The organism is Streptomyces sp. NPDC006140 (assembly GCF_040628815.1).
GTDB lineage: Bacteria > Actinomycetota > Actinomycetes > Streptomycetales > Streptomycetaceae > Streptomyces.
Map to the genome: position 1 here is coordinate 575340 of NZ_JBEXTS010000003.1, position 20715 is coordinate 596054.

Consider the following 20715-nt stretch of genomic DNA (forward strand, 5'->3'; position numbering starts at 1 on the left):
ACGTCATGCCTACCGAAACCGCCAGTCCCGACCCGACCATGGAAGCCATCGGCCAGGCCGTTGCCGAAGGCCGAACGGGCAACACTCTCTCCGCCCGCCAGAAGCTCCTGACCCTGTGGTCGGCGATCGGCGTCACCGGCGACCCGCTGCACCGTTGCTCACTCGCCCACTACCTGGCAGATCTCTACGAAGATCCCGCCCAGGCCCTCGCCTGGGACGTCCGGGCCCTGGACGCTGCCGACGCCGTGACCGAGCAGCGCGTCCAAGAGCACCACGCCAGCCTCCACATCGCCGGGTTCTATCCCTCCCTCCACCTCAACCTGGCCGACAACTACCGCCGACTCGGGTCCTTCGATGCGGCCGCCGAGCACATCAACGCGGCCAGAGAGCACGCCCCCAACCTCCCACAGGACGCATATGGTGCCTTCCTGCGCACCGCCCTTGATGAGGTGGCAGAGGCCATCGCCCGGCGGGACACCACCAGGCGGCCCTCCGCGCCTGGCCCCACTGCATGACGCACCGGAACGCGCCCCTCACCGTCGAGGGACGTCAGGGCCACCAGAAGGGCCGAGTTGAGCAGCGGGGCCGGAAGAGGCGATGGCCTGCACCTGCAACGCGCTCAGCGCCTTGTTGATCTCGGCGTTCGGACTGGCCGATGGCGGCCCCTGCAGGTCCGGCAACGACGGGCGTCCCCCGCGGCAGAGTTCGTCCGCCGACCACTGCACCGACTTCTCGGCGGCCGCCGCTGCCCCGGTGACCGCTGTCAGCGTCGCTGTCCGGGCTTCCTCCACGATTGCCTGCACAATTCCTGCGGCCGTGCGTGCTCCACGGTCCGCCACGAGCGCGATGCCGGCCAGCCCGCAGACGAGGCTGGCCAGGAGCCAGCCGGAACCTATCGCGGACGTCGACCAGACGGTGAAGGCGGCTCCCAGCAGCGCGGTAAGCAGCAGCAGGGCACGGCCACGGCACGGCGGACATGATGCAGGGTAAGCGCGTCGATCCGTGGAGGCCGCCGTCTGCGGTGGCCGGCCGGGACCGGTCGGTGCGTGAACGCACTGTCAGGCATGGGCACGATCTCCCGCATGTCGTAGGCGCCCTGGTGGCCGCTGACCGAGCGGTGCCGGTCCTTCCGCGGTGAGCACCGGCTCGATCAACGCCCACTGCTCGTCCGATAAGTCGCCAGATCCACTCAAAGAGTCATGAACTCCGCCAAGAGCGTGATTCACCCAAGCCGGGCGTCCCGAGACGGTTGAAGCCGGCGAGGCGCGGCGAGACGACGAAGGGGAAGGATTCGCCATCGGGGGTCTTGAGGGCCGCCACGATGTCATGGTCCGGTGCACCGAATATCTCGAAGTGCTGCACGGTGCAGTGCTCCATCACCTCGCGGATGTATGGATCCGAGAGCCTCCAGTGGGCGCGGATGGCATCGGAGTCGCGGTAGAGCTGGAAGCTGTGCGCCAGCATCCGCTCCTCGTCGATGAAGACCTCGACCATGAGCTGAGGGCCGTGCTCTTGAGCGAATGCCACCGCCTGCGCGATGGCACGCCGGAAACCGTCGAGGTGACCGTCCGTGATGCGCATGGTGTTGCGGAAGAGAATGGTGCTGCTCTTTGCGATCTCCATGCGCCGAGTGTTGCGCCTCAACCAAGGTTGAGGTCAAGGGTGCAGCTCAGCCGGGGAACCGGCGACGACACTGAGGCTGTTGATGAAGCACTGTCGAGGTCGACGCCCTGTGGCCGGTGGATGTCGTGGTCCTGGGGAGTGTGGCCGTCAATCGGGACGGCGCCCGTATCGGTAAGGGCGCCGTTTACTCGGACCTGGAGTTCGTGCTGCTCACAGAGGCGGGGCTCGTGGGGGCGGACACACTGGTCGTCACCACCGTTCACTCGCTACCAGTGATCGACACCCCTGTCCCTGTTACCGATCACGACGTGAACGTCGACCTGGTGATCACACCGGAAACGGTCATTCTGATACTGGAGATTGCGGCAGACCTAGTTCTTCGAGGCTTCTCTGCAAACCCAACCGGTGGACATGCTGTGCAGCCTTGCAACCTCGGATGTGTCGGTGAGGACAGCTCCACTCGGCGGCTGTCGGCCGTCGGAATGGGGCGACGGGAGGCCTCGTCGGCATTGTTCATTGGGCTCAAGGTCGGCTTGCTCCTTGATTGTCACCGCCAGGCGTCACCGCGAGGGCGGAACAATGATCAGAGCATTGGTTCTTGAGCGACTCAAGGTTCGGCAGTCAAGCCCTGCTGTGGCGATCGTCACGGGAGTCCCTGGGGGCCCGTTGCGTACGCTGATCGCGGCCGTCCGTGGCGGGAAGCGCGAGGACGTGAAGCCGCCTCGAGCACCCTTCCCGACGCCTGATGCACCGTCAGAATAGTCGGCATTCGGTCAGCATGAGTCCTGGAAAACCCAGGGAAAGCTGCCCGGACATGCGACTCGTTGTAGAGTGCTGAAACAGCCCTTGACCTGCAAAAACGCGGGCAGGGAGCCTACTTTCGGGAGTGCACCGATGTTGCGTACCATGTTCAAGTCCAAGATCCACCGCGCCACCGTCACCCAGGCCGACCTGCACTACGTGGGATCGGTCACCATCGACGCCGATCTGCTCGACGCCGCCGACCTGCTGCCCGGTGAGCTCGTGCACATCGTGGACATCACCAACGGCGCCCGGCTGGAGACGTACGTCATCGAGGGCGAGCGAGGCTCGGGCGTGATCGGGATCAACGGGGCCGCGGCCCATCTCGTCCACCCCGGCGACCTGGTGATCATCATCAGCTACGCCCAGGTGACGGACGCCGAGGCGCGGGCACTCACCCCCCGGGTCGTGCACGTGGACGGCGACAACCGGATCGTGGCCCTCGGCGCCGACCCGTCCGAGCCCGTGCCGGGGTCGGACCAGCAGCGCAGCCCGCAGGCCGTCGGGGCCTGACCGAGACGACAGGAGCAGGAGCGTGTCCATGAGCGACCCGGAGATCCGTGACGACCGGGCGGCGGGCCGTCTGGAGGCGGTGGCCGACGGTGAAGTCGTCGGGCGCGTCGAGTACTTCGTGCTCGACAGCCCGGGGCGCGCGCTCGTGCCCGTCCACACGATCGTCGAGCCGGCCCACGAGGGCAAGGGCATCGCGGGGTCGCTGGCACGCGAGCTCTACGCCATCGCCGGCCGCGAGCACGGCGTCGTCGCCCCGCTGTGCCCCTACGTCGCCAAGTGGGCCGAACGCCACCCCGACGAGGCACCGTCGGCGGGCGAGGACGTGCTGACCGCGGCGAAGGAGTGGCTGAGGGCCCACCCGGGCCGGTTCTGACGCCGGACCGCACGCGCCGACGGTGGTGGGCCGTGGCGGGGCCGCCCCGGCTTCGCTACCCCACCTGGCCCCCTTCCCGTCCCGCCGCGGAGTGACTGCCGCGGCAGGCGACGGGTAGGCGGGGGAGTAGTCCAGAGCCGGAGTCGAGCGACTGGCTGGAGGACCTCATGACGAACCCGTATCCCGACCCCGTGCCGCCGGCACCGACACCGGGCCCGGATCCCCAGCACCCGGAGCCGCACCCGGATCCGGTGCCGAACCCGCAGCCCCCGCCGGGCCCGGAGCCGACCCCGCCCCCACCGGCCCCCACCCCGCCACCGGGCCCCACCCCGCCGACGCCGCCGGGCCCCACCCCGCCGACGCCGCCGGGCCCTGACCCCGTGCCGGGCCCGAACCCGTCCCCGATCCCCCCCGGGACCGGAACCCGTCCCGAACCCCGAGCCAGGACCGCCGCTGTCCTGAGCCCGGACACGAGAACGGGGCGGTGGACGGCACCTGTGGCCGTCCACCGCCCCGTTTCGCATGTCCTCCCGCGCCTACGCGGACACCTCCGACCGGTCCTGGCCCCACAGCGTGTGGAACGACCCGTCCCGGTCCACCCTCCGGTACGTGTGCGCACCGAAGTAGTCCCGCTGCCCCTGCGTCAGCGCCGCCGGCAGCCGCTCCGCGCGCAGGGCGTCGTAGTAGGCGAGGGCCGCGGCGAAGCCGGGCGTCGGCACGCCCTGCCGGGTCGCGGCGACCAGCACCTCGCGCCAGTCGTCCTGGGCGTCCGCGATCTCCTGCGCGAACGTTGCGTCCGACAGCAGGCTCGGCAGGTCCGGCCGGGCGTCGTACGCGGCGCGGATCCGGTCCAGGAACGCCGCGCGGATGATGCAGCCGCCCCGCCACAGCGCGGAGACGGCACCCAGGTCGATGTCCCAGCCGTACTCGGCGCGGGCCGCGTCGATCTCGTGGAAGCCCTGCGTGTACGACACGATCTTCGACGCGTACAGCGCCTGCTCCACCCGGTCGGCGAAGGCCCGCGCCTCCGCCTCGCCCATCGGCTTCGCCTTCGGGCCGGCCAGTCCGCGCGAGGCCTCCCGCAGCGCCGCGTGCCCGGACAGCGAGCGCGCGAAGACCGCCTCGGCGATCCCCGACACCGGCACTCCCAGGTCCAGCGCGATCTGCACGGTCCAGCGGCCGGTGCCCTTCTGCTCGGCCTGGTCCACCACCACGTCCACGAACGGCTTGCCCGTCTCCGCGTCCACGTGGGAGAGCACCTCGGCGGTGATCTCGATCAGGTAGGAGTCGAGACGGCCCTGGTTCCAGGTGCGGAAGATGTCGGCGATCTCGGCGGGGGAATACCCGGCGACGTCCCGCAGCAGCTGGTACGCCTCACCGATGAGCTGCATGTCCGCGTACTCGATGCCGTTGTGCACCATCTTCACGAAGTGCCCGGCACCGTCCGGACCGACGTGGGAGACGCAGGGCGAACCGTCCGCCGCCTTGGCCGAGATCTTCTCCAGCATCGGGCCCAGCGAGTCGTACGACTCCTTGGGGCCGCCCGGCATGATGCTCGGGCCGTTCAGCGCGCCCTCCTCGCCGCCGGAGACGCCCATGCCGACGAAATGGATGCCCTGTTCGCGCAGCTCGCGCTCGCGGCGGCGGGTGTCCGCGAAGTGCGCGTTGCCGCCGTCGATGATCATGTCGCCGGGCTCCAGCAGCGGCGCGAACTCCTGGATCACCGCGTCCGTCGGCTCACCGGCCTTCACCATCACGACCAGCCGCCGCGGCCGCTCCAGCGCCGCGACGAAGTCCTTCGCGGACTCGCACGCGACGAACTGCCCCTCCCCGCCGAACTCGTCGACAAGGGCGCGCGTGCGCGCGGGCGTCCGGTTGTGCACCGCCACCGTGTAGCCGTTGCGGGCGAAGTTGCGGGCGAGGTTGCGGCCCATGACCGCCAGACCCGTGACGCCGATCTGCGCTGAACTGCTCATTCGGTTCGCTCCTAAAGACTTCGGTACTGGTGCTGCCGGTGCTGCCCACCAGCATGCCCCCGTCGACCATCCTGACGTGCCGCTACTCCGTCCGCACGCGCGGGTCGTACGACGTCGTGCAGGCAGATACGCACAGCGGCCCCGTGGCACTCAGCCGACGTACGCGTCCCCGCGCACGGCGCACCCGGGCACCGCGTGGCGTACGCGGTGCACCGCCGTGGCGCACGTCGCGCAACAGGGGCCTCATACCGGCCATTTGGGCATCCGGGCGGCCGATAGCCGCCTTGTCCTGGCCGGTTCGCAGCGCTTACTTTTGCCCCTCCTGACGCATGTCTAGGGGGGCAATCGATGGCCGTACGCGGCCGGCACCGCCGGTATCAGCCGAACAGGATCAACCGCGCCTCACTCACCGTCACCGCGGGCGGCGCGGGCATGGCGCTCCCGTTCATGGGCGCCGGCACGGCGCAGGCGGCGGACGTGAGCACCTGGAACAAGGTCGCCGCCTGCGAGTCCAGCAGCAACTGGAACATCAACACCGGCAACGGCTTCTACGGCGGGCTGCAGTTCACCCAGTCCACCTGGGAGGCGTACGGCGGCCGGGCCTACGCGGCGCGCGCGGACCTGGCCACCAAGGACGAGCAGATCGCCGTCGCGGAGAAGGTGCTCGACGGGCAGGGCCCGGGCGCCTGGCCGGTCTGCTCGGTCCGGGCCGGGCTGACCCGGGGCGGCGGCGAGCCCGACATCCGGCCGGCCGCCGCGAGCACGAAGCAGAAGGACCAGAAGAAGGACGGGAAGAGGACCTCCATCGAGGACGTCCGGCCGCAGTCCACACCACAGTCCCGGGCGGGCAGCGCCGAGATGTACACCGTGGTCCGCGGCGACACCCTCTCCGGCATCGCTGCGGACGAGCAGGTCCGGGGCGGCTGGCGCGGCCTGTACGCCGCCAACCGCTCGACCATAGGGAGCGATCCCGATCTGATCGTGCCCGGCCAGCGGCTCGCGCTGAGCGGCGAGGGCACCACGAAGACGCGTCCCGCCCACAAGCCGTCCCCGTCGGCCGAGCCGTCCCCGTCGGCCAAGCCGTCCGCGAAGAAGCCGTCGACGAAGAAGCCGTCCCCGGACCGCGCCGACGAGCGCGCCAGGGAACGGACGAAGGACCAGAAGGAGGACCGGGCCGCACGGTCGACGACCACCCGGCAGGGCCTGGTCGCGCCCGTCAGCGCCTCCCTGGGCACGCCCTACCGCAAGGCGGGTTCCGCCTGGTCGCAGGGGTACCACACCGGCGTCGACTTCCCCGTGCCGACGGGCACGTCCGTCAAGTCGGTCGCGAGCGGCACCGTCGTCACCGCGGGGTGGGGCGGCTCGTTCGGCTACCAGGTCGTGATCCGCCACGGCGACGGCCGCTACAGCCAGTACGCCCACCTGTCGGCGATTGCCGTGCGGGACGGGCAGACGGTGAGCGCCGGGCAGCGCATCGGCCGCTCCGGCTCCACCGGCAACAGCTCGGGCCCGCATCTGCACTTCGAGGTGCGGACGGGGCCCGGTTTCGGTACGGACGTCGACCCGGTGGCGTATCTGAGGGCCGGCGGCGTCAGGATCTGACGCCCGTGCGGCGCCGGTCGACCGTGGGCATCGGGACGTACGGGATGCCGTAGAAGGGCACGTAGGAGAGCGGGCGCTGATCGTCGGCGGGCACCGACGGCTCCCCGCTCTCGTACGCGACGACGTCCGGCGCGGGCGGCGCCCCCTGGCCGGGCACGAGGACCTCCTCGACGAGCAGCGGCCCACCACCGGGCACCGCCTCGGCCTCGGCACGCACGCTTTCCGGCAGGCCGTCCACGGCGGAAGTCAGACTCTCCACCGCCTCGGCCACCCCGCCCCCGCTCCCGGACACCGACTCGGTCACGCCGCCCAGAGCCGGCCCACCCGCACGCCCGGTCAGTGCGCCCACGGGCTCGGCGACAGCACCCACGGGCTCGGCCAGTGCACCCACCGGCTCGGTCACGCCCACGCCTCCCGGCCGCCCGGCCGCGGTACCCACCGGCTCAGGCCTGGGCAGTGCCCCCGTCGCCCCGATGCCCGTGTCCACGGGAACCAGCCCGGTCCCCGCGATCTCCAGCCCGGTCCCTTCACGCTCCGGCTCGACGTGCGTCAGCCGCTCCGTCGTCAGGAGGATCAGTCCGCCCGCCGCCACCACGCCGCAGCCCAGGGCGAGCACCGTGCCCGTCGTGCCGTAGTGGAAGGTTTCGCCGAACATCGTGATGCCGACCGCGGCGGCCACCACCGGGTTCACGACCGTCAGGGTCGCCAGCGGCGCCGCGAGACCGGCGCCCCGGTAGGCGGCCTGCGACAGCAGCATGCCGGCCGTGGCGAGGGCGCCGATCACGGCGAGGGACGGCACGTCCGCCGCCGACACGCCGCCGGTCCAGTCGACCGCGACGGTCTTGGTGAACACCGAGGACATGCCGAACGCGATGCCCGAGGCCGTCGCCAGCAGCGTGCTGCGGACCGCCGGGTGCCGGTGCGCGGCCCGCGCGGCGATCATCAGCGCCACCACCACACCCGCGGTCACCAGGGCGACGGCCACCCGCTCGGCCGCGTTCAGCGACTGCGCGTCGGACGCGGCGACCAGAGCCAGCAGACCGGCGAGCCCCACCGTCGCCATGATCGCGCCCCGCCAGGCCGTGGCACCCGCCTTGCGGCCGACGAACAGCGCGGCCATCGGCAGGGCCACCACGATGGTCAGCGCGCCGAGCGGCTGCACCAGGCTGAGCGGACCGTAGGCCAGCGCTACCACGTGCAGCAGACCGCCGAGGCCGTTGAGCGCGACCGCCGCCCACCAGCCCGGCCGGCGCAGCGGCGCGTACTCCTCGCCCGGCGAGGACTCCGCCACCCGCTCCTGCACGATCGCCCCGCCCGCGTAGGCGACCGCGGAGACGAGGGAGAGCAGGACGGACAACGCGAGGGCGCTCATCGGCTGCTCCTCTGCGTCAGGCGGGGGCGCTCGGCCCGGCGCGGCGAAAGGTCGGCTTTCATGACCAACACCCTGCCGTGTCCAGGTCTTCCCGTCGTCGTCCCTGAGCACTCATTGGGTCCTACTGCCGATGGAGTACGAGGGGATCCCCGTCATCCCCAGGGTGGGCGGCGCCGGTCGGGGGCCACCGGGTCGCGTCCCTTAGGGGTCTTGGTACTACTGCTCTTCGTGGACCTCGACCCCGGCCTCGCCGCGCTCCGCCCGCTCGGCGGCTTCTTCGTGCTGCGCACGGAAGGAGCTGGGGAGGGAGCCGCGGCCGGGCCTCTTCCCACTCTCGCACAGGCCTACGCCGCCCCGTCACCCGATGTGGCCGGAAATCCCCTGATTTTCCGCGTCCACAAGGTCGCGAACGCCCTGCGCGCCCCGGAGTCGCGGGTCGCCGCGTCCGTGACCCACCAGGGGCTCGCGGCCCGGCTCTGGTCGGTGACGCTCGGCTGCGCCGCGCTGTACGGCGGTATCCCCGACCTCGACGCCCGGCTGCTGCGCTGGGACCCGGACGGCAGCGCCCCCGACGACCTGTGGCTGCCGGACGTACGCCCCCTGCCCGGTGGCGCGGCCACCCTCGCCGACACCGTCCTGCACGGCCACCTCGCACCCCTGACGACGGCCCTGCGCGCCCACTACCGCCTCGCCCCGGGCCTGCTGCGCGGCAACGCCGCCTCCGCGCTGGCCGGTGCCGCCCGGGAGTTCGACCGCTGGGCGCGCCGGCAGGGCCGTACGGACGCCGCCGCCCGGGCCCGCTCCCTGGCCCGGGAACTCCTCGCGCACCCGCTGCTCGACGGCGCCGGGACCCTCACCGGCACGGCCTTCCGGCGCCGCAGCTGCTGCCTGTACTACCGGGTGCCCGGCGGGGGCGTCTGCGGCGACTGTTGCTTCCCGCGTCCGCCCCGCTCTTCCCCACGCGCCTCTTCTGGGTGACCATGAAAGGGAACGGCCGCTGAGAGCAGGGAGTTGCGGGTGCGCGTCGGACTGCTGACCCGGGAGTACCCGCCGGACGTGTACGGCGGCGCAGGTGTCCACGTGGAGTTCCTGGCCCGGGAGCTGAGACCGCTGGTCGACCTGGACGTGCACTGCTGGGGCGAGGGCCGCGCCGACGGCGTGCTGCGCCACCGCCCCTGGTCCGCGCTCGACGGCGCCAACGACGCGCTGCGCACCTTCTCCGTCGACCTCGCGATGGCCGCCGCCCTCCAGGGCCGCGAGCTGGTCCACTCCCACACCTGGTACGCCAACCTCGGCGGCCACCTCGCCAAGCTGCTGTACGGCATCCCGCACGTGATGACCGCGCACTCCCTGGAGCCCCTGCGCCCCTGGAAGGCCGAGCAGCTCGGCGGCGGCTACGAGCTGTCCAGCTGGGCCGAGCGCACCGCGATCGAGTCCGCCGACGCGGTGATCGCCGTGTCCGGGGCCATGCGCGACGACATCCTCGGCTGCTACCCGGCGCTGGACCCGGAGAAGGTCCACGTCGTGCACAACGGCATCGACACCGTCCTGTACCGGCCCGACCACGGCACGGACGCCCTGGACCGGATCGGCCTCGACCGCTCCCGCCCGTACGTCCTGTTCGTCGGCCGCATCACGCGGCAGAAGGGCGTGCCGCACCTGTTGCGCGCGGTGCGGGACATCGACCCGGCCGCGCAGGTCGTGCTGTGCGCGGGCGCCCCCGACACGCCGGAGATCGACCGGGAGTTCCGGGAGCTGTTCGCGGAGCTGAGCGACGTCCGCGACGGCGTGTACTGGATCCCGAAGATGCTGCCGCGTCCGGAGGTCATCCAGCTCCTCACGCACGCCGCGCTGTTCGTGTGCCCCTCGGTGTACGAGCCGCTCGGCATCGTGAACCTGGAGGCTATGGCCTGCGGCACGCCCGTGGTGGCCTCGGCGGTCGGCGGCATCCCCGAGGTGGTGGACGACGGCCGGACCGGCCTGCTCGTCCCGGCCGGCGACGGCTTCGAGGCGGGGCTCGCCCGGGCCATGGACACCGTGCTGGGCGATCCGGAGGCGGCCCGGCGGATGGGTGAGGCCGGGCGGGAGCGCGCGGTCGGCGAGTTCGGCTGGGACGCGGTGGCCCGCCGTACGGTCCGGCTCTATGAGGAGATCGTCAAACAGGCTTAGTGCGTGCTGCTCAGGGGCAGGCATCGGGAAATCGGCGTGAGGGGAGCGGCCATGCGTGGTGGTGGTCCTTCGGTCCTGGGGATCGTGCTGGCGGGCGGCGAGGGCAAACGGCTGATGCCCCTGACCGCGGACCGAGCCAAACCGGCGGTGACCTTCGGCGGTACGTACCGCCTGGTCGACTTCGTCCTGTCCAACCTCGTCAACGGCGACATCCTGCGCATCTGCGTCCTGACGCAGTACAAGTCGCACTCGCTGGACCGGCACATCACCACCACGTGGCGGATGTCCAACCTGCTCGGCAACTACGTCACGCCCGTCCCCGCCCAGCAGCGCCTCGGCCCCCGCTGGTACCTGGGCAGCGCCGACGCGATCCTGCAGTCCCTGAATCTGATCTACGACGAGCGCCCCGAGTACGTCGCCGTCTTCGGCGCGGACCACGTGTACCGCATGGACCCCCGTCAGATGCTCGCCCAGCACATCGAGAGCGGTGCGGGCGTGACGGTCGCCGGGATCCGGGTGCCGCGCACCGAGTCCTCGTCGTTCGGGGTGATCACGCCCGGCTCGGACGGGCAGACGGTGGAGCGCTTCCTGGAGAAGCCGGCCGACCCGCCGGGACTCGCGGACGACCCCAGCTGCGTCTTCGCCTCGATGGGCAACTACATCTTCACCACCAAGGCCCTCATCGAGGCGCTCAAGCGGGACGCGGAGGACGAGTCCTCCGTGCACGACATGGGCGGCTCGATCCTGCCCCAGCTCACCGACCGGGGTGAGGCCGCGCTGTACGACTTCAGCGCCAACCACGTGCCCGGCGAGACCACCCGCGACCAGGGCTACTGGCGGGACGTCGGGACGCTGGACGCCTACTACGAGGCCCACATGGACCTGATCGCCGAGCGCCCCGCCTTCAACCTGTACAACCGCAGCTGGCCGATCTACACGCACTCGTACCAGCTCTCGCCGGCCCGCTTCAACGCCGGCGGCATCGCCAGCGAATCCATCATCAGCGCCGGCTGCCTGGTCCGCGGGCAGGTCACCCGGTCCGTGCTGTCGCCGGGCGTAGTGGTCGACCCGGGGGCCGTGGTGCAGGGGTCGGTGCTGCACGACAACGTGCACATCGGCCGGGGCGCGGTGGTGCGCGGCGCCGTCCTCGACAAGAACGTCGAGGTGCCGCCGGGCGCGACGATCGGCGTCAACCCGGAGCGCGACGCCGAGCTGTACACGGTGTCCAAGGGCGGGGTCATCGCCCTCGGGAAGGGACAGCTGGTCACCTGACGCGGCGCGGGGCCGCACCTCTCGCCCTCGGAGCGCGCCGCGCGGTGCGGGGCCCGAGGCGCTGCTCCGTGACGTCCTCCCGGGTGACTCCCACCGGGTGCCCGGCGCCGCAACCTGTGCTGGACTGACCGCACATGCACCATGAGTCCCGCCCCTCTCATCGGGGCGGGACTTAATCCGCTGTTAACTGTACGTAGCCTGATCGTACTTGACCGTAATCGGCTGGGGGCGATTGACTGCTGGCCCACCCGTCGTCGACGCGAGGCAAGCCCTTGACCTCTGACCTGCTCGCTCCTCTCGACCTGGCGTTCTGGAACATCGAGTCCGCCGACCACCCGATGCACCTCGGCGCGCTCGGGATCTTCTCCGCGCACTCCCCGGCCGCGGGCGCCCACGCGGCGGACCTGCTCGCCGCCCGCGCCGCCGGCGTGCCCGGGCTGCGGATGCGGATCCGCGACGTGTGGCAGCCGCTGCCCTCCGCCCTGCGCCGCCCGCTCGCCTTCGGCGGCGCCGCCCGCGAACCGGACCCGGGCTTCGACCCCCTGCACCACGTGCGGCTGCACGCGCCGACCGCCGACTTCCACGCGGAGGCCGGCCGGCTCATGGGGCGCCCGCTGGAGCGCGGCCGGCCGCCCTGGGAGGCCCATGTGCTGCCGGGGGAGGACGGGGTCTGCTTCGCGGTGCTGTTCAAGTTCCACCACGCCCTCGCCGACGGGCTGCGGGCGCTGACGCTCGCCGCGGGCGTCATGGACCCGATGGACATGCCCGCCCCCCGGCCCCGTCCCGCGGAACCCCCGCGCGGACTGCTGCCGGACGTGCGCGACCTGCCCGGCCTCATGCGCGGCGCCCTGTCCGACGCCGCCCGCGCCCTGGACATCGGCACCGCCGTCGCGCGCTCCTCCCTCGACGTGCGTTCCACCCCGGCCCTCACCTGCGAGCCGAGCGGCACCCGCCGCACCGCCGGAGTGGTCCTCGACCTCGACGACGTGCACCGCATCCGCAAGACCGTCGGCGGCACCGTCAACGACGTCCTCATCGCGGTCGTCGCCGGCGCCCTGCGCCGCTGGCTCGACGAGCGCGGCGACGGCAGTGAGGGCGTCGCGCCCCGCGCCCTGATCCCGGTCTCCAAACGCCGCCCGCGCACCGCCTACCCGCAGGGCAACCGGCTCTCCGGGTACCTGATACGGCTTCCGGTGGACGACCCGGACCCGCTGGCCCGCCTGGCCTCGGTCCGCACCGCCATGGACCGCAACAAGGACGCCGGCCCCAACCGGGGCGCCGGCGCCGTGGCCCTGCTCGCCGACCACGTCCCCGCCCTCGCCCACCGGCTCGGCGGACCCCTGGTCGGCCAGGCGGCCCGGCTCTGGTTCGACATCCTCGTGACCAGCGTGCCCCTGCCCAGCCTCGGCCTGAAGCTCGGCGGTCACCCCCTCACCGCCGTCTTCCCGCTCGCCCCGCTGGCCCCCGGCCACTCCCTGGCCGTGGCCGTCTCGACGTACCGGGGCAGCGTCCACTACGGCCTCGTCGCCGACGGCGAGGCGGTCCCGGACCTCGACCTGTTCGCGACGGCCGTCTCCAAGGAGGTGGCGACGCTGATCAAGGCCTGCCGGTCGTGAGCGGCGCGCGTTTTCGGTGCGGCCCGGCGCTGAAGTAAAATTCGCCGTTCGAAAGCGGGCGCGACCGGCGCGCCGCGAGGCAGAGCAGGGAAACACAGCGGCGATGACGGTGACAGAGGACGGCCCGCAGGCCATGGACGAGGCGAGCGGGCACTCGTACGGACCCGGCATCGACCCCGAGCGGCTGGCCGTCTGCCTCAGTGTGCTCGAGGAACTCGACAAGCTGGAGGTCGACCACCCGGACGCCATCGCGGTGCGCCGGGCCACCGCGGGCATCTACCGCACGGTCAAGCAGCGCCGCCGCCAGGAGCGCCGGGCCGCCAAGACCGCCCACGACAGGGCGGTCACGGAGGCCACGGCGACCGGATCCGCCCAGCGCATCGACGACGAGACCGAGGGCCTGCTGCCCTCCTCGCGCACCGAGGAGGGCCGGATCGCGGGCATCCTCCAGCGCCCGCGCTCCTGCTACACCTGCAAGACCCGGTACGTGGAAGTCGACTACTTCTACCACCAGCTCTGTCCGGACTGCGCCCGCGTGAACCGCGAGAAGCGCGACGTCCGCGCCGACCTCACCGGCAAGCGCGCCCTGCTCACCGGCGGCCGCGCCAAGATCGGCATGTACATCGCGCTGCGGCTGCTGCGCGACGGCGCCCACACCACCATCACCACGCGGTTCCCGAAGGACGCCATCCGCCGCTTCAAGGCGATGGACGACTCCGCGGACTGGCTGCACCGCCTGGAGGTCGTCGGCATCGACCTGCGCGACCCGGCGCAGGCCGTGGCCCTCGCGGAGCAGGTCGCCGAGGCCGGGCCGCTCGACATCCTCGTCAACAACGCGACCCAGACGGTACGCCGCCTGCCGTCCGCCTACGCGGCCCTGGTCGAGGGCGAGAGCGCGCCGCTGCCCGCCGGGGAGCTGCCCGCCCACCACGTCATCGGCGCGTTCAACTCCGGCGCGGTCGACGGCCTCGCCGCGCTGCCGCTCGGCACCAGCGGCCTCGACGCGCAGAAGGTCGCCGACCTCGCCCTGGTCGCCGGCAACGCCAGCGTGGAGCGGCACCTGGACGGCACGGCGATCGATGCGGGCGGCCTCGTCCCCGACGTCGTCGACACCAACACCTGGGTGCAGACCATCGAGCAGATCTCCCCGGTGGAGCTGCTGGAGACCCAGCTGTGCAACTACACGGCGCCGTTCATCCTCATCAGCAAGCTGCGGCCGGCGATGGCCGAGGCCGCGAAGAAGGCGGCGAGCGGACGCGCGTACGTCGTCAACGTGTCGGCGATGGAAGGGGTCTTCGGCCGCGGCTACAAGGGCGCGGGGCACCCGAACACCAACGCCGCGAAGGCCGCGATGAACATGGTCACGCGGACCAGCGCCCAGGAGATGTTCCAGACCGACGGCATCCTGATGACCTCGGTCGACACCGGGTGGATCACGGACGAGCGGCCGCACTACGACAAGTTGCGGCTCGCCGAGGCCGGATTCCACGCGCCCCTCGACCTCGTCGACGGCGCGGCCCGGGTGTACGACCCGATCGTGCGGGGCGAGGCGGGGGAGGACCTGTACGGGGTCTTCCTGAAGGACTACGCGCCGGGGAAGTGGTAGGGCCCGGCCGTCAGTCGCGTCGGAACCGGCCGCGCGGCCAACCGGCTTGAAAGCGCTGTCGTCGAGCTACCCCGAACGGGCGATCCGCACAACGCCCCCGCGTGGACAAAACGGTACGGAAACCCGTGTTGAACGCGGGATGACGCGCGATCGTTACCGTCTGTTTTCAGCCCCATCGAGCGGGGGCCTGCTCATTTGGTTAATCTGGAGCGGACGGACAGCAGTACGGGGTCCTACCCACACCCACGGTCCGTCATGGGACAAGCCGGTTCACCACGGCCTGCTCTCCCGTGAGTCGACCGGCGCCACCGCGTCCGAACTGCATTTGACATCAGAGCCCGAGCGGGCGTCAGGCGCAGCAGGACCGGCGCGGACGTCCCGAGGGTGACCGACACATAAGGAGTGCGCGGTGACACCGGAGAAGACGAATCGCGATCAGCGCCCCAAGGAACGCGGCGAGCGCGCCGGCCGGCGGGCCGACGAGCTCGGCAGCCTCGACGTGTGGGCCCGTTCGGCCCCGATCCGCCTCGCGGGCTACGAGGAAGACCTCGCAGAGCCCCACATCCTGCCCAGCGTCGACTGACAGCGGGCGCACCCCCTCCGCGATCGCCGACCGCACGGCCGTGCCACACTCGCCACCATGCTGATCAGGGAAGCAACGGCAGACGACTGGCCGCGCATCTGGCCCTTCTGGCACCGCATCGTCGCCGCGGGCGAGACCTACGCCTGGGACCCGGGTACCTCCGAGGAGGAGGCCCGGGTCCTGTGGATGAACCCGGCGAAACGCGTCTACGTCGTCGAGGACGACAGCGGCAGCGTCGTCGCCTCCGCCTACCTCACCCCCAACTACGGCGGGCCCGCCGCCGGCATCGCCAACGCCGGCTTCATGGTCGACCCCGACCAGGGCGGCCGGGGCTACGGCCGGGCCCTCGCCGAACACCTCCTGACCGAGGCCCGGGCCGCCGGCTACCGGGGCATGGTGTTCAACGCCGTCGTCGAGACCAACCCGGCCGTGAAGCTGTGGACCTCCCTCGGCTTCACCATCCTCGGCACCGTCCCGGACGCCTTCGACCACCCCCGGCACGGCCGGGTGGGGCTGCACATCATGCACCGGGCGCTGTAGACCTCCGGAGAAGCCCATGACCGGCCTTCTGACGGGTCATGTCCCGGGGGCGGCCCCGCAGGCGGTCGTCAGGGCCGGACGTACGGCCGGGTCATGATCTCCATGTTGTGGCCGTCCGGGTCGTCGAAGTAGGCACCGCGACCACCGAAGAGGTCGTTGACCCGGCCCGGCTCGGTGTGGTTCGGGTCGGCGTAGTACGTCACCCCGAGCGTCTCCAGACGGGCGATCATCGCGTCGAACTGCTCCTCGGGCACGAGGAACGCGTAGTGCTGCGGCTGGATCGGCTCGTCTCTCTTCTCGTAGTAGTCGAGGGTCACGCCGTTGCCCAGGTCGACGGGCAGGAACGGCCCGAAGGGGGCGCCGACTTCGAGGCCCAGCACCGCCGCCAGGAACTCCGCCGAAAGGTGACGGTCCGAGGCGAACACGGCGGTGTGGTCGAGGCGGGCGACGGTGGCCGGCAGGGCAGGGGTGTGCTGTGCGTGGGACATGAGTGGGTTCGTCTCCGGTTCACTGGTCTGTGGCGACGCGCCGCGAGAGGGCGCGGACAAGAGGGGAACGGAGACGGGAGGCGGGGCGCGCGCCCGCTCCGGCACTCGGGAGGGCCCGGGCGGGGTGACCCCCGCCGCGCTCACTCCGAGGCCGGGCGCCTCACTCGTGCATGGCCTACGGCCGACCCGGCAGTCACCCGGCCGACACTAGTTCACCGGCGCCGTACGCCGCCACGGGTTTCTCTCCTCCAACTGGGCCGCCAGGTCCAGCAGTCGGGACTCGGAGCCGGGACGTCCCACCAGCTGCACGGAGCCGGGCGCGCCGGAGGGGAGGGTTCCGCAGGGGACCGCCATGGCGGGCCAGCCGGTCAGGTTCCACGCGGGTGTCAGGGGCGAGTAGTTCGTGTTGGCCAGCACGTTGCTCAGCCAGCCCCGCTCGTGCCAGGGCCCGGCCTTGGGGGAGCGGCGGGCGAGCGCGGGCGTGAGCAGCACGTCGTACTCCGAGAAGAACGGCTCCAGTCGGCGCCGCAGTTGTTCCCGGCCACTCCCGGAACGCACCCCGGCCACGAACGGGCGGCCGACGCGGGCGTGGACGCGGGTGCGCCGCGTCAGCAGACGGGACTCGAGGCCCTGGGCGTCCGCGGCAGTGCCCGCCGCCCAGTGGGTCAGCGAGGTCGTCGCCAGGGACAGGGGGTAGGGCGGGTCGGCACGGCGGACCTGGTGGCCCGCCCGCATCAGCACCCCGGCCGCCTCGCGGGCGGCCGTCGCGTACGGGCGGCTGATGGTGACGCCGGCCAGCGGACTACGCAGCGACACGGCGACCCGGAGCGTGCCCGGCTCGGACCGGGGGACGGGCGCGGTGCCGGCGAGGACCGAGAGCATCAGGCGGGCGTCCTCGACGGTCGTGGCGAGCGGGCCGTGCTCCGTCATGCCGAACCAGGTGCTGCCCTCGCCCGCCGGGACCACTCCGTGCCCCGGCTTGATGCTGACCAGGCCGCAGTTGGCGGCCGGTATGCGCAGCGAGCCCATGCCGTCGTTGCCGAGGGCGATCGGCACCATCCCGGCCGCGACGGCGGTGGCGCTGCCGCCCGAGGAGCCGCCCGCCGAGCGCGCCGGGTCCCAGGGGTTGCGTGAGGTGCCCAGCACGCCGTCCGTCGTGCCGAAGACGCACAGTTCGGGCACGTGCGTCAGGCCCACGACGACCGCGCCCGCGGCCCGCAGCCGGGCCACCGTCACGTGATCCCGCGCGGCCGGCGTGTCCGGGGTGGCCGCCGAGCCGACGCGGCGGGACTCGCCGCGCACCGCCACGTTGTCCTTGACGGCCACCGGCACCCCGGCCAGGGGGAGTTCGGAGAGGTCGCCGTGTGCGGCCACCTCGTCGGCCTCGGCCAGTGCCTTCTCGGCACGCACCAGCCGGAAGGCGCCCAGCCGGCCGTCGAGCCGCCGGATCCGTTCGAGGTGCTCGGCGACCACCTCCCGGGGCGTGACCCGCTTCTCGCGGACGGCGGCGGATATCTCGGCGGCGGTGCGGCCGGCCCAGGTGGTCACAGAGGCTCCTCGGGAGGACAGGGGAGACGGGCTACCGGTGAGTACGTAGGGAGAACTGTGCACCGACCGGGGGCGCACGTCGAGATCGCGAGCCGTTTTACGCGCCGGAACACGCCGTCAGGGGCGCTCGGTGCGGGGCGTGCGGTGAGTGACTCAGCGCAGGTGGCGCTCGGTGCGGGGTCTGCGGTGCTCAGCGCAGGTGGCGCTCGAAGAAGGCTTCCGTGACGTTCATTTCGGCCGCCCACCGGGGCCCGAACGTGTGGCCCTCGCCGGCGACGGTGCGCAACTCCACGTCCTTGCCCGCCTCCTGGAACACCCGGGCGGCCTCCCGTGACCAGGCCAGGGGACAGGTGTCGTCCGCGGTGCCGTGCTGGATCAGCAGCGGCTCGGTCGCCCGGTCGGCGAAGGTGAGGGGCGAGACATCGCGCCAGAAGGCCGGGTCCTCCTCGGGCGTGCCGTGCTTCTCCTCGATCTCGGCGACGAGGGGGTCGCCGTCGGGCCGCTGGAAGTGGTCGATGTTCTCCTGCGGCCGTCCGCTGACCGGCGCGTACGCGACCGCCGCGTCGAACAGCCCGGGCGCCACGACCAGCGTGTTGTACACGACCCCGCCGCCCATGGACCGGCCGAACAGGCCGATGCGGTCGCCGTCGATCTCCGGCCGGGCGGAGTCGCGCAGGGCCAGGGCGGCGCCGATGACGTCCTCGGTGTAGCCGAGGCGCAGGTTCACGTCGTTGTACGGGTCGTCGTCGGAGCGGGCGTGGTTGCGGTAGTCGGTGTGCAGGACGACGTAGCCACTGCGGGCCAGGCGGTCCTGCTCGCGGGGCATGCCCTGGCCGCTGACGTAGACGTCCGGGTCGATGTACCCGTGCGCCAGCACCAGCGCCGGGAAGGGGCCCTCGCCCTCGGGGATGTTCATGATTCCCGAGATCGTCAGGCCGTTCGCCTCGTAGGTGACGGCGTAGCGGGTGTAGGCGGGGGTGCGGTCCAGCACGGCGCCGAGGCGCAGGCCGGAGCCGGTGTGCTCGCGGTGCATCAGGGCCGGGAGGGAGACGGGATCGGCCGCGGAGGGAGTGGGGGAGGGCGTGCTGCGGGGGCTCTCGCTCGTGGTCCGGGCCGATGCCGGGGACGGCTCGGGCGCGTCGTCCTCCGCGCCGCCGGCGCAGCCGAGCGTGACGGCCAGCAGCAGTCCGGCGGCGGCACGGGCGGTACCCCGGAGCCGCATACGGTCCATTGTGACCCGGCCGGCCCCCGCAGGGGCAGCTCCCCCTCCGGCGGCAGCGCGGACAGCGGGGAGACGCAGATCACATCCGTCCATGTCACATCGGCGAGGGGCCGACGGCTCATAGAGGCGTAAGCACCGACAACGTAGAAGGAGCTCACCATGAGCGCGCGTCTGGACGTCTTCGCCACCGAGAGCGGAAGCAAGCTCGCCAAGCAGTTCGCCTCCCTGGGACGGCTGGTCGTGGATTCGGAGCTGCCGGCCGCCACCCGGGAGCTGGTCTCGCTGCGCGTGAGCCAGATCAACGGGTGCGCGGTCTGCATCGACATGCACACCAAGGACGCCGAGGCGGCGGGCGAGTCCTCCGTGCGTCTCCACCTGGTCGCGGGATGGCGTGAGGCCACGGTCTTCACCGAGGCCGAGCGCGCCGCCCTGGAGCTCGCCGAGCAGGGCACCCGGATCGCGGACGGCGCCGGCGGGGTCCCGGACGAGGTGTGGGAGCGGGCCGCCAAGCACTACGACGAGGAGCAGCTCGTCGCGCTGGTGACCCTGATCTCCTTCATGAACACCGCGAACCGGCTGAACGTCATCCTCCAGCGGCCGGCGGGCGACTACCGGCCCGGCCAGTTCAAGTAGCGGTGAAACACCTGGCCCTGGGGCTTTCCTAGGGCCCGAGCTGCGCCCGCAGCCACTCCTCCACCTCGCCCACGTGCGCGGCCGCCGCCGCGCGGGCCGCCTCCGGGTCGTGGGCGGCCAGGGCGCGGTGGATCGCCGCGTGTTCGCGGCGGGTGCGGGCGAAGGCGCCCTCCTCCTGGTAGCCGCGCCAGACCCGGGCGCGGAAGGTCCGCGACGACAGGCCCTCCAGGATCGCGGCCATCGTCTCGTTGCCCGCGGCCGCCGCGATCTCGCGGTGGAAGGCCAGGTCGTGGGCGAGGATCTCCTCCGGATCGTCCGTGGCGTTCATCGCCGCCAGGTGCTTCTCCACCTCGGCCAGCTGGTCCGGGGTGATCCGGGCGGCGGCCAGTGCCGTCGCCGTCGACTCCAGGATTCGGCGGATCTCCAGCAGCTCCACCAGGCGCGGGCCGCGCGACAGGTCCGCCACGACGCCGAAGGTCTCCAGCAGGTCGCCGGCCTCCAGTTGCGTGACGTAGATGCCCGAGCCGTGCCGGGCCTCCAGCACGCCCAGTACCGTCAGCGCGCGGATCGCCTCCCGCATCGAGCTGCGGGAGATGCCCAGCTGCGCGGCCAGGTCCCGTTCGGTCGGCAGCCGCTGGCCCGGCTCCAGCCGGCCTTCGCCGATCATCGCCTTGATCCGCTCGATGGCGCGCTGCGTCACGGTGCCCTTCTGCGGGGCTGTCTCGTCGTCCACGCCAGTCCTCCGATCACAGCGCTCCGGCGCAGTCTAACCACCAGG

The 20715-nt window shown here is 72.2% G+C and carries 20 protein-coding genes and 1 pseudogene; 13 read left to right on the forward strand and 8 right to left on the reverse strand.

Annotated features, from left to right (window positions below; all coding sequences use genetic code 11):
* The first annotated feature begins 5 nt into the window (after positions 1 to 5).
* Positions 6 to 515 carry a hypothetical protein gene (locus tag ABZ386_RS12055; protein WP_358964679.1) on the forward strand — a complete coding sequence of 170 codons (510 nt, stop codon included), beginning with the start codon at positions 6 to 8 and terminating at the stop codon, positions 513 to 515.
* A gap of 554 nt (positions 516 to 1069) precedes the next feature.
* Here the strand turns inward: ABZ386_RS12055 and ABZ386_RS12060 are convergent.
* Both ABZ386_RS12060 and ABZ386_RS12065 read right to left on the reverse strand, forming a co-directional pair.
* Positions 1070 to 1193: pseudogene (locus ABZ386_RS12060) on the reverse strand (transposase); the annotation flags it as partial.
* A 4-nt stretch (positions 1194 to 1197) separates the two neighbouring features.
* The gene (locus ABZ386_RS12065) at positions 1198 to 1623 is read right to left on the reverse strand and encodes a hypothetical protein (RefSeq protein WP_356502541.1); all 426 of its coding nucleotides are present in this window, start codon (positions 1621 to 1623) and stop codon (positions 1198 to 1200) included.
* A 116-nt stretch (positions 1624 to 1739) separates the two neighbouring features.
* Here ABZ386_RS12065 and ABZ386_RS12070 point away from each other — a divergent pair, with 116 nt between their 5' ends.
* The 3 genes from ABZ386_RS12070 to ABZ386_RS12080 all read left to right on the forward strand — a co-directional run bounded on the left by ABZ386_RS12070 (position 1740) and on the right by ABZ386_RS12080 (position 3310).
* A complete protein-coding gene (locus ABZ386_RS12070) occupies positions 1740 to 2225 on the forward strand; it encodes a 5-formyltetrahydrofolate cyclo-ligase (RefSeq protein ID WP_358964680.1) in 486 nt (161 codons plus the stop codon).
* Between the two features lie 292 nt (positions 2226 to 2517).
* A complete protein-coding gene (gene panD, locus ABZ386_RS12075; RefSeq protein WP_114256677.1) occupies positions 2518 to 2937 on the forward strand; it encodes an aspartate 1-decarboxylase in 420 nt (139 codons plus the stop codon).
* A gap of 28 nt (positions 2938 to 2965) precedes the next feature.
* Positions 2966 to 3310, forward strand: a complete 345-nt coding sequence (locus tag ABZ386_RS12080) for a GNAT family N-acetyltransferase (protein WP_356674995.1) — start codon at positions 2966 to 2968, stop codon at positions 3308 to 3310.
* Between the two features lie 536 nt (positions 3311 to 3846).
* Here ABZ386_RS12080 and gndA read toward each other — a convergent pair.
* Entirely contained in the window at positions 3847 to 5286 is a 1440-nt protein-coding gene (gene gndA, locus ABZ386_RS12085; RefSeq protein WP_351333409.1) for an NADP-dependent phosphogluconate dehydrogenase, read from the reverse strand.
* A gap of 348 nt (positions 5287 to 5634) precedes the next feature.
* On the opposite strand from gndA, the gene ABZ386_RS12090 reads away from it, so the two are divergent.
* Positions 5635 to 6888 carry a transglycosylase family protein gene (locus tag ABZ386_RS12090; protein WP_355727566.1) on the forward strand — a complete coding sequence of 418 codons (1254 nt, stop codon included), beginning with the start codon at positions 5635 to 5637 and terminating at the stop codon, positions 6886 to 6888.
* On the opposite strand, the gene ABZ386_RS12095 is transcribed toward ABZ386_RS12090, so the two are convergent.
* The gene (locus ABZ386_RS12095) at positions 6878 to 8260 is read right to left on the reverse strand and encodes a DMT family transporter (RefSeq protein WP_358964681.1); all 1383 of its coding nucleotides are present in this window, start codon (positions 8258 to 8260) and stop codon (positions 6878 to 6880) included. The genes ABZ386_RS12090 and ABZ386_RS12095 overlap by 11 nt on opposite strands.
* Positions 8261 to 8470: 210 nt before the next feature.
* Between ABZ386_RS12095 and ABZ386_RS12100 the strand changes: the two genes are divergently transcribed.
* From ABZ386_RS12100 to ABZ386_RS12130, 7 genes are all read left to right on the forward strand, one after another.
* Positions 8471 to 9238 carry a (2Fe-2S)-binding protein gene (locus ABZ386_RS12100; protein ID WP_358964682.1) on the forward strand — a complete coding sequence of 256 codons (768 nt, stop codon included), beginning with the start codon at positions 8471 to 8473 and terminating at the stop codon, positions 9236 to 9238.
* A gap of 39 nt (positions 9239 to 9277) precedes the next feature.
* Complete coding sequence (gene glgA, locus ABZ386_RS12105; RefSeq protein WP_356617752.1) at positions 9278 to 10429, forward strand: glycogen synthase; 1152 nt, start codon at positions 9278 to 9280, stop codon at positions 10427 to 10429.
* Between the two features lie 51 nt (positions 10430 to 10480).
* The gene (gene glgC, locus ABZ386_RS12110) at positions 10481 to 11701 is read left to right on the forward strand and encodes a glucose-1-phosphate adenylyltransferase (protein ID WP_351333395.1); all 1221 of its coding nucleotides are present in this window, start codon (positions 10481 to 10483) and stop codon (positions 11699 to 11701) included.
* A gap of 272 nt (positions 11702 to 11973) precedes the next feature.
* Entirely contained in the window at positions 11974 to 13317 is a 1344-nt protein-coding gene (locus tag ABZ386_RS12115) for a wax ester/triacylglycerol synthase family O-acyltransferase (protein WP_351333392.1), read from the forward strand.
* Positions 13318 to 13420: 103 nt separating this feature from the next.
* Positions 13421 to 14923: an SDR family NAD(P)-dependent oxidoreductase gene (locus ABZ386_RS12120; RefSeq protein WP_351333389.1), complete on the forward strand. Its 1503-nt coding sequence runs from the start codon at positions 13421 to 13423 to the stop codon at positions 14921 to 14923.
* A 409-nt stretch (positions 14924 to 15332) separates the two neighbouring features.
* Complete coding sequence (locus ABZ386_RS12125; RefSeq protein ID WP_189722517.1) at positions 15333 to 15506, forward strand: hypothetical protein; 174 nt, start codon at positions 15333 to 15335, stop codon at positions 15504 to 15506.
* 57 nt (positions 15507 to 15563) lie between these two features.
* Entirely contained in the window at positions 15564 to 16046 is a 483-nt protein-coding gene (locus ABZ386_RS12130; protein ID WP_351333385.1) for a GNAT family N-acetyltransferase, read from the forward strand.
* Between the two features lie 68 nt (positions 16047 to 16114).
* On the opposite strand, the gene ABZ386_RS12135 is transcribed toward ABZ386_RS12130, so the two are convergent.
* The 3 genes from ABZ386_RS12135 to ABZ386_RS12145 form a co-directional block, all read right to left on the reverse strand.
* On the reverse strand, positions 16115 to 16534 hold the full coding sequence (locus ABZ386_RS12135) for a VOC family protein (protein WP_351333382.1): 420 nt from the start codon (positions 16532 to 16534) through the stop codon (positions 16115 to 16117).
* Between the two features lie 207 nt (positions 16535 to 16741).
* Positions 16742 to 18082, reverse strand: coding sequence for an amidase family protein (locus ABZ386_RS12140; protein ID WP_356617751.1), 1341 nt, complete (start codon positions 18080 to 18082; stop codon positions 16742 to 16744).
* A 190-nt stretch (positions 18083 to 18272) separates the two neighbouring features.
* Positions 18273 to 19304: an alpha/beta fold hydrolase gene (locus ABZ386_RS12145; RefSeq protein WP_356502524.1), complete on the reverse strand. Its 1032-nt coding sequence runs from the start codon at positions 19302 to 19304 to the stop codon at positions 18273 to 18275.
* A gap of 159 nt (positions 19305 to 19463) precedes the next feature.
* Here ABZ386_RS12145 and ABZ386_RS12150 point away from each other — a divergent pair, with 159 nt between their 5' ends.
* On the forward strand, positions 19464 to 19937 hold the full coding sequence (locus ABZ386_RS12150; RefSeq protein ID WP_351333374.1) for a carboxymuconolactone decarboxylase family protein: 474 nt from the start codon (positions 19464 to 19466) through the stop codon (positions 19935 to 19937).
* Positions 19938 to 19965: 28 nt separating this feature from the next.
* Here the strand turns inward: ABZ386_RS12150 and ABZ386_RS12155 are convergent, their stop codons facing one another.
* The gene (locus ABZ386_RS12155; protein ID WP_351333371.1) at positions 19966 to 20670 is read right to left on the reverse strand and encodes a FadR/GntR family transcriptional regulator; all 705 of its coding nucleotides are present in this window, start codon (positions 20668 to 20670) and stop codon (positions 19966 to 19968) included.
* Positions 20671 to 20715 lie beyond the last annotated feature (45 nt).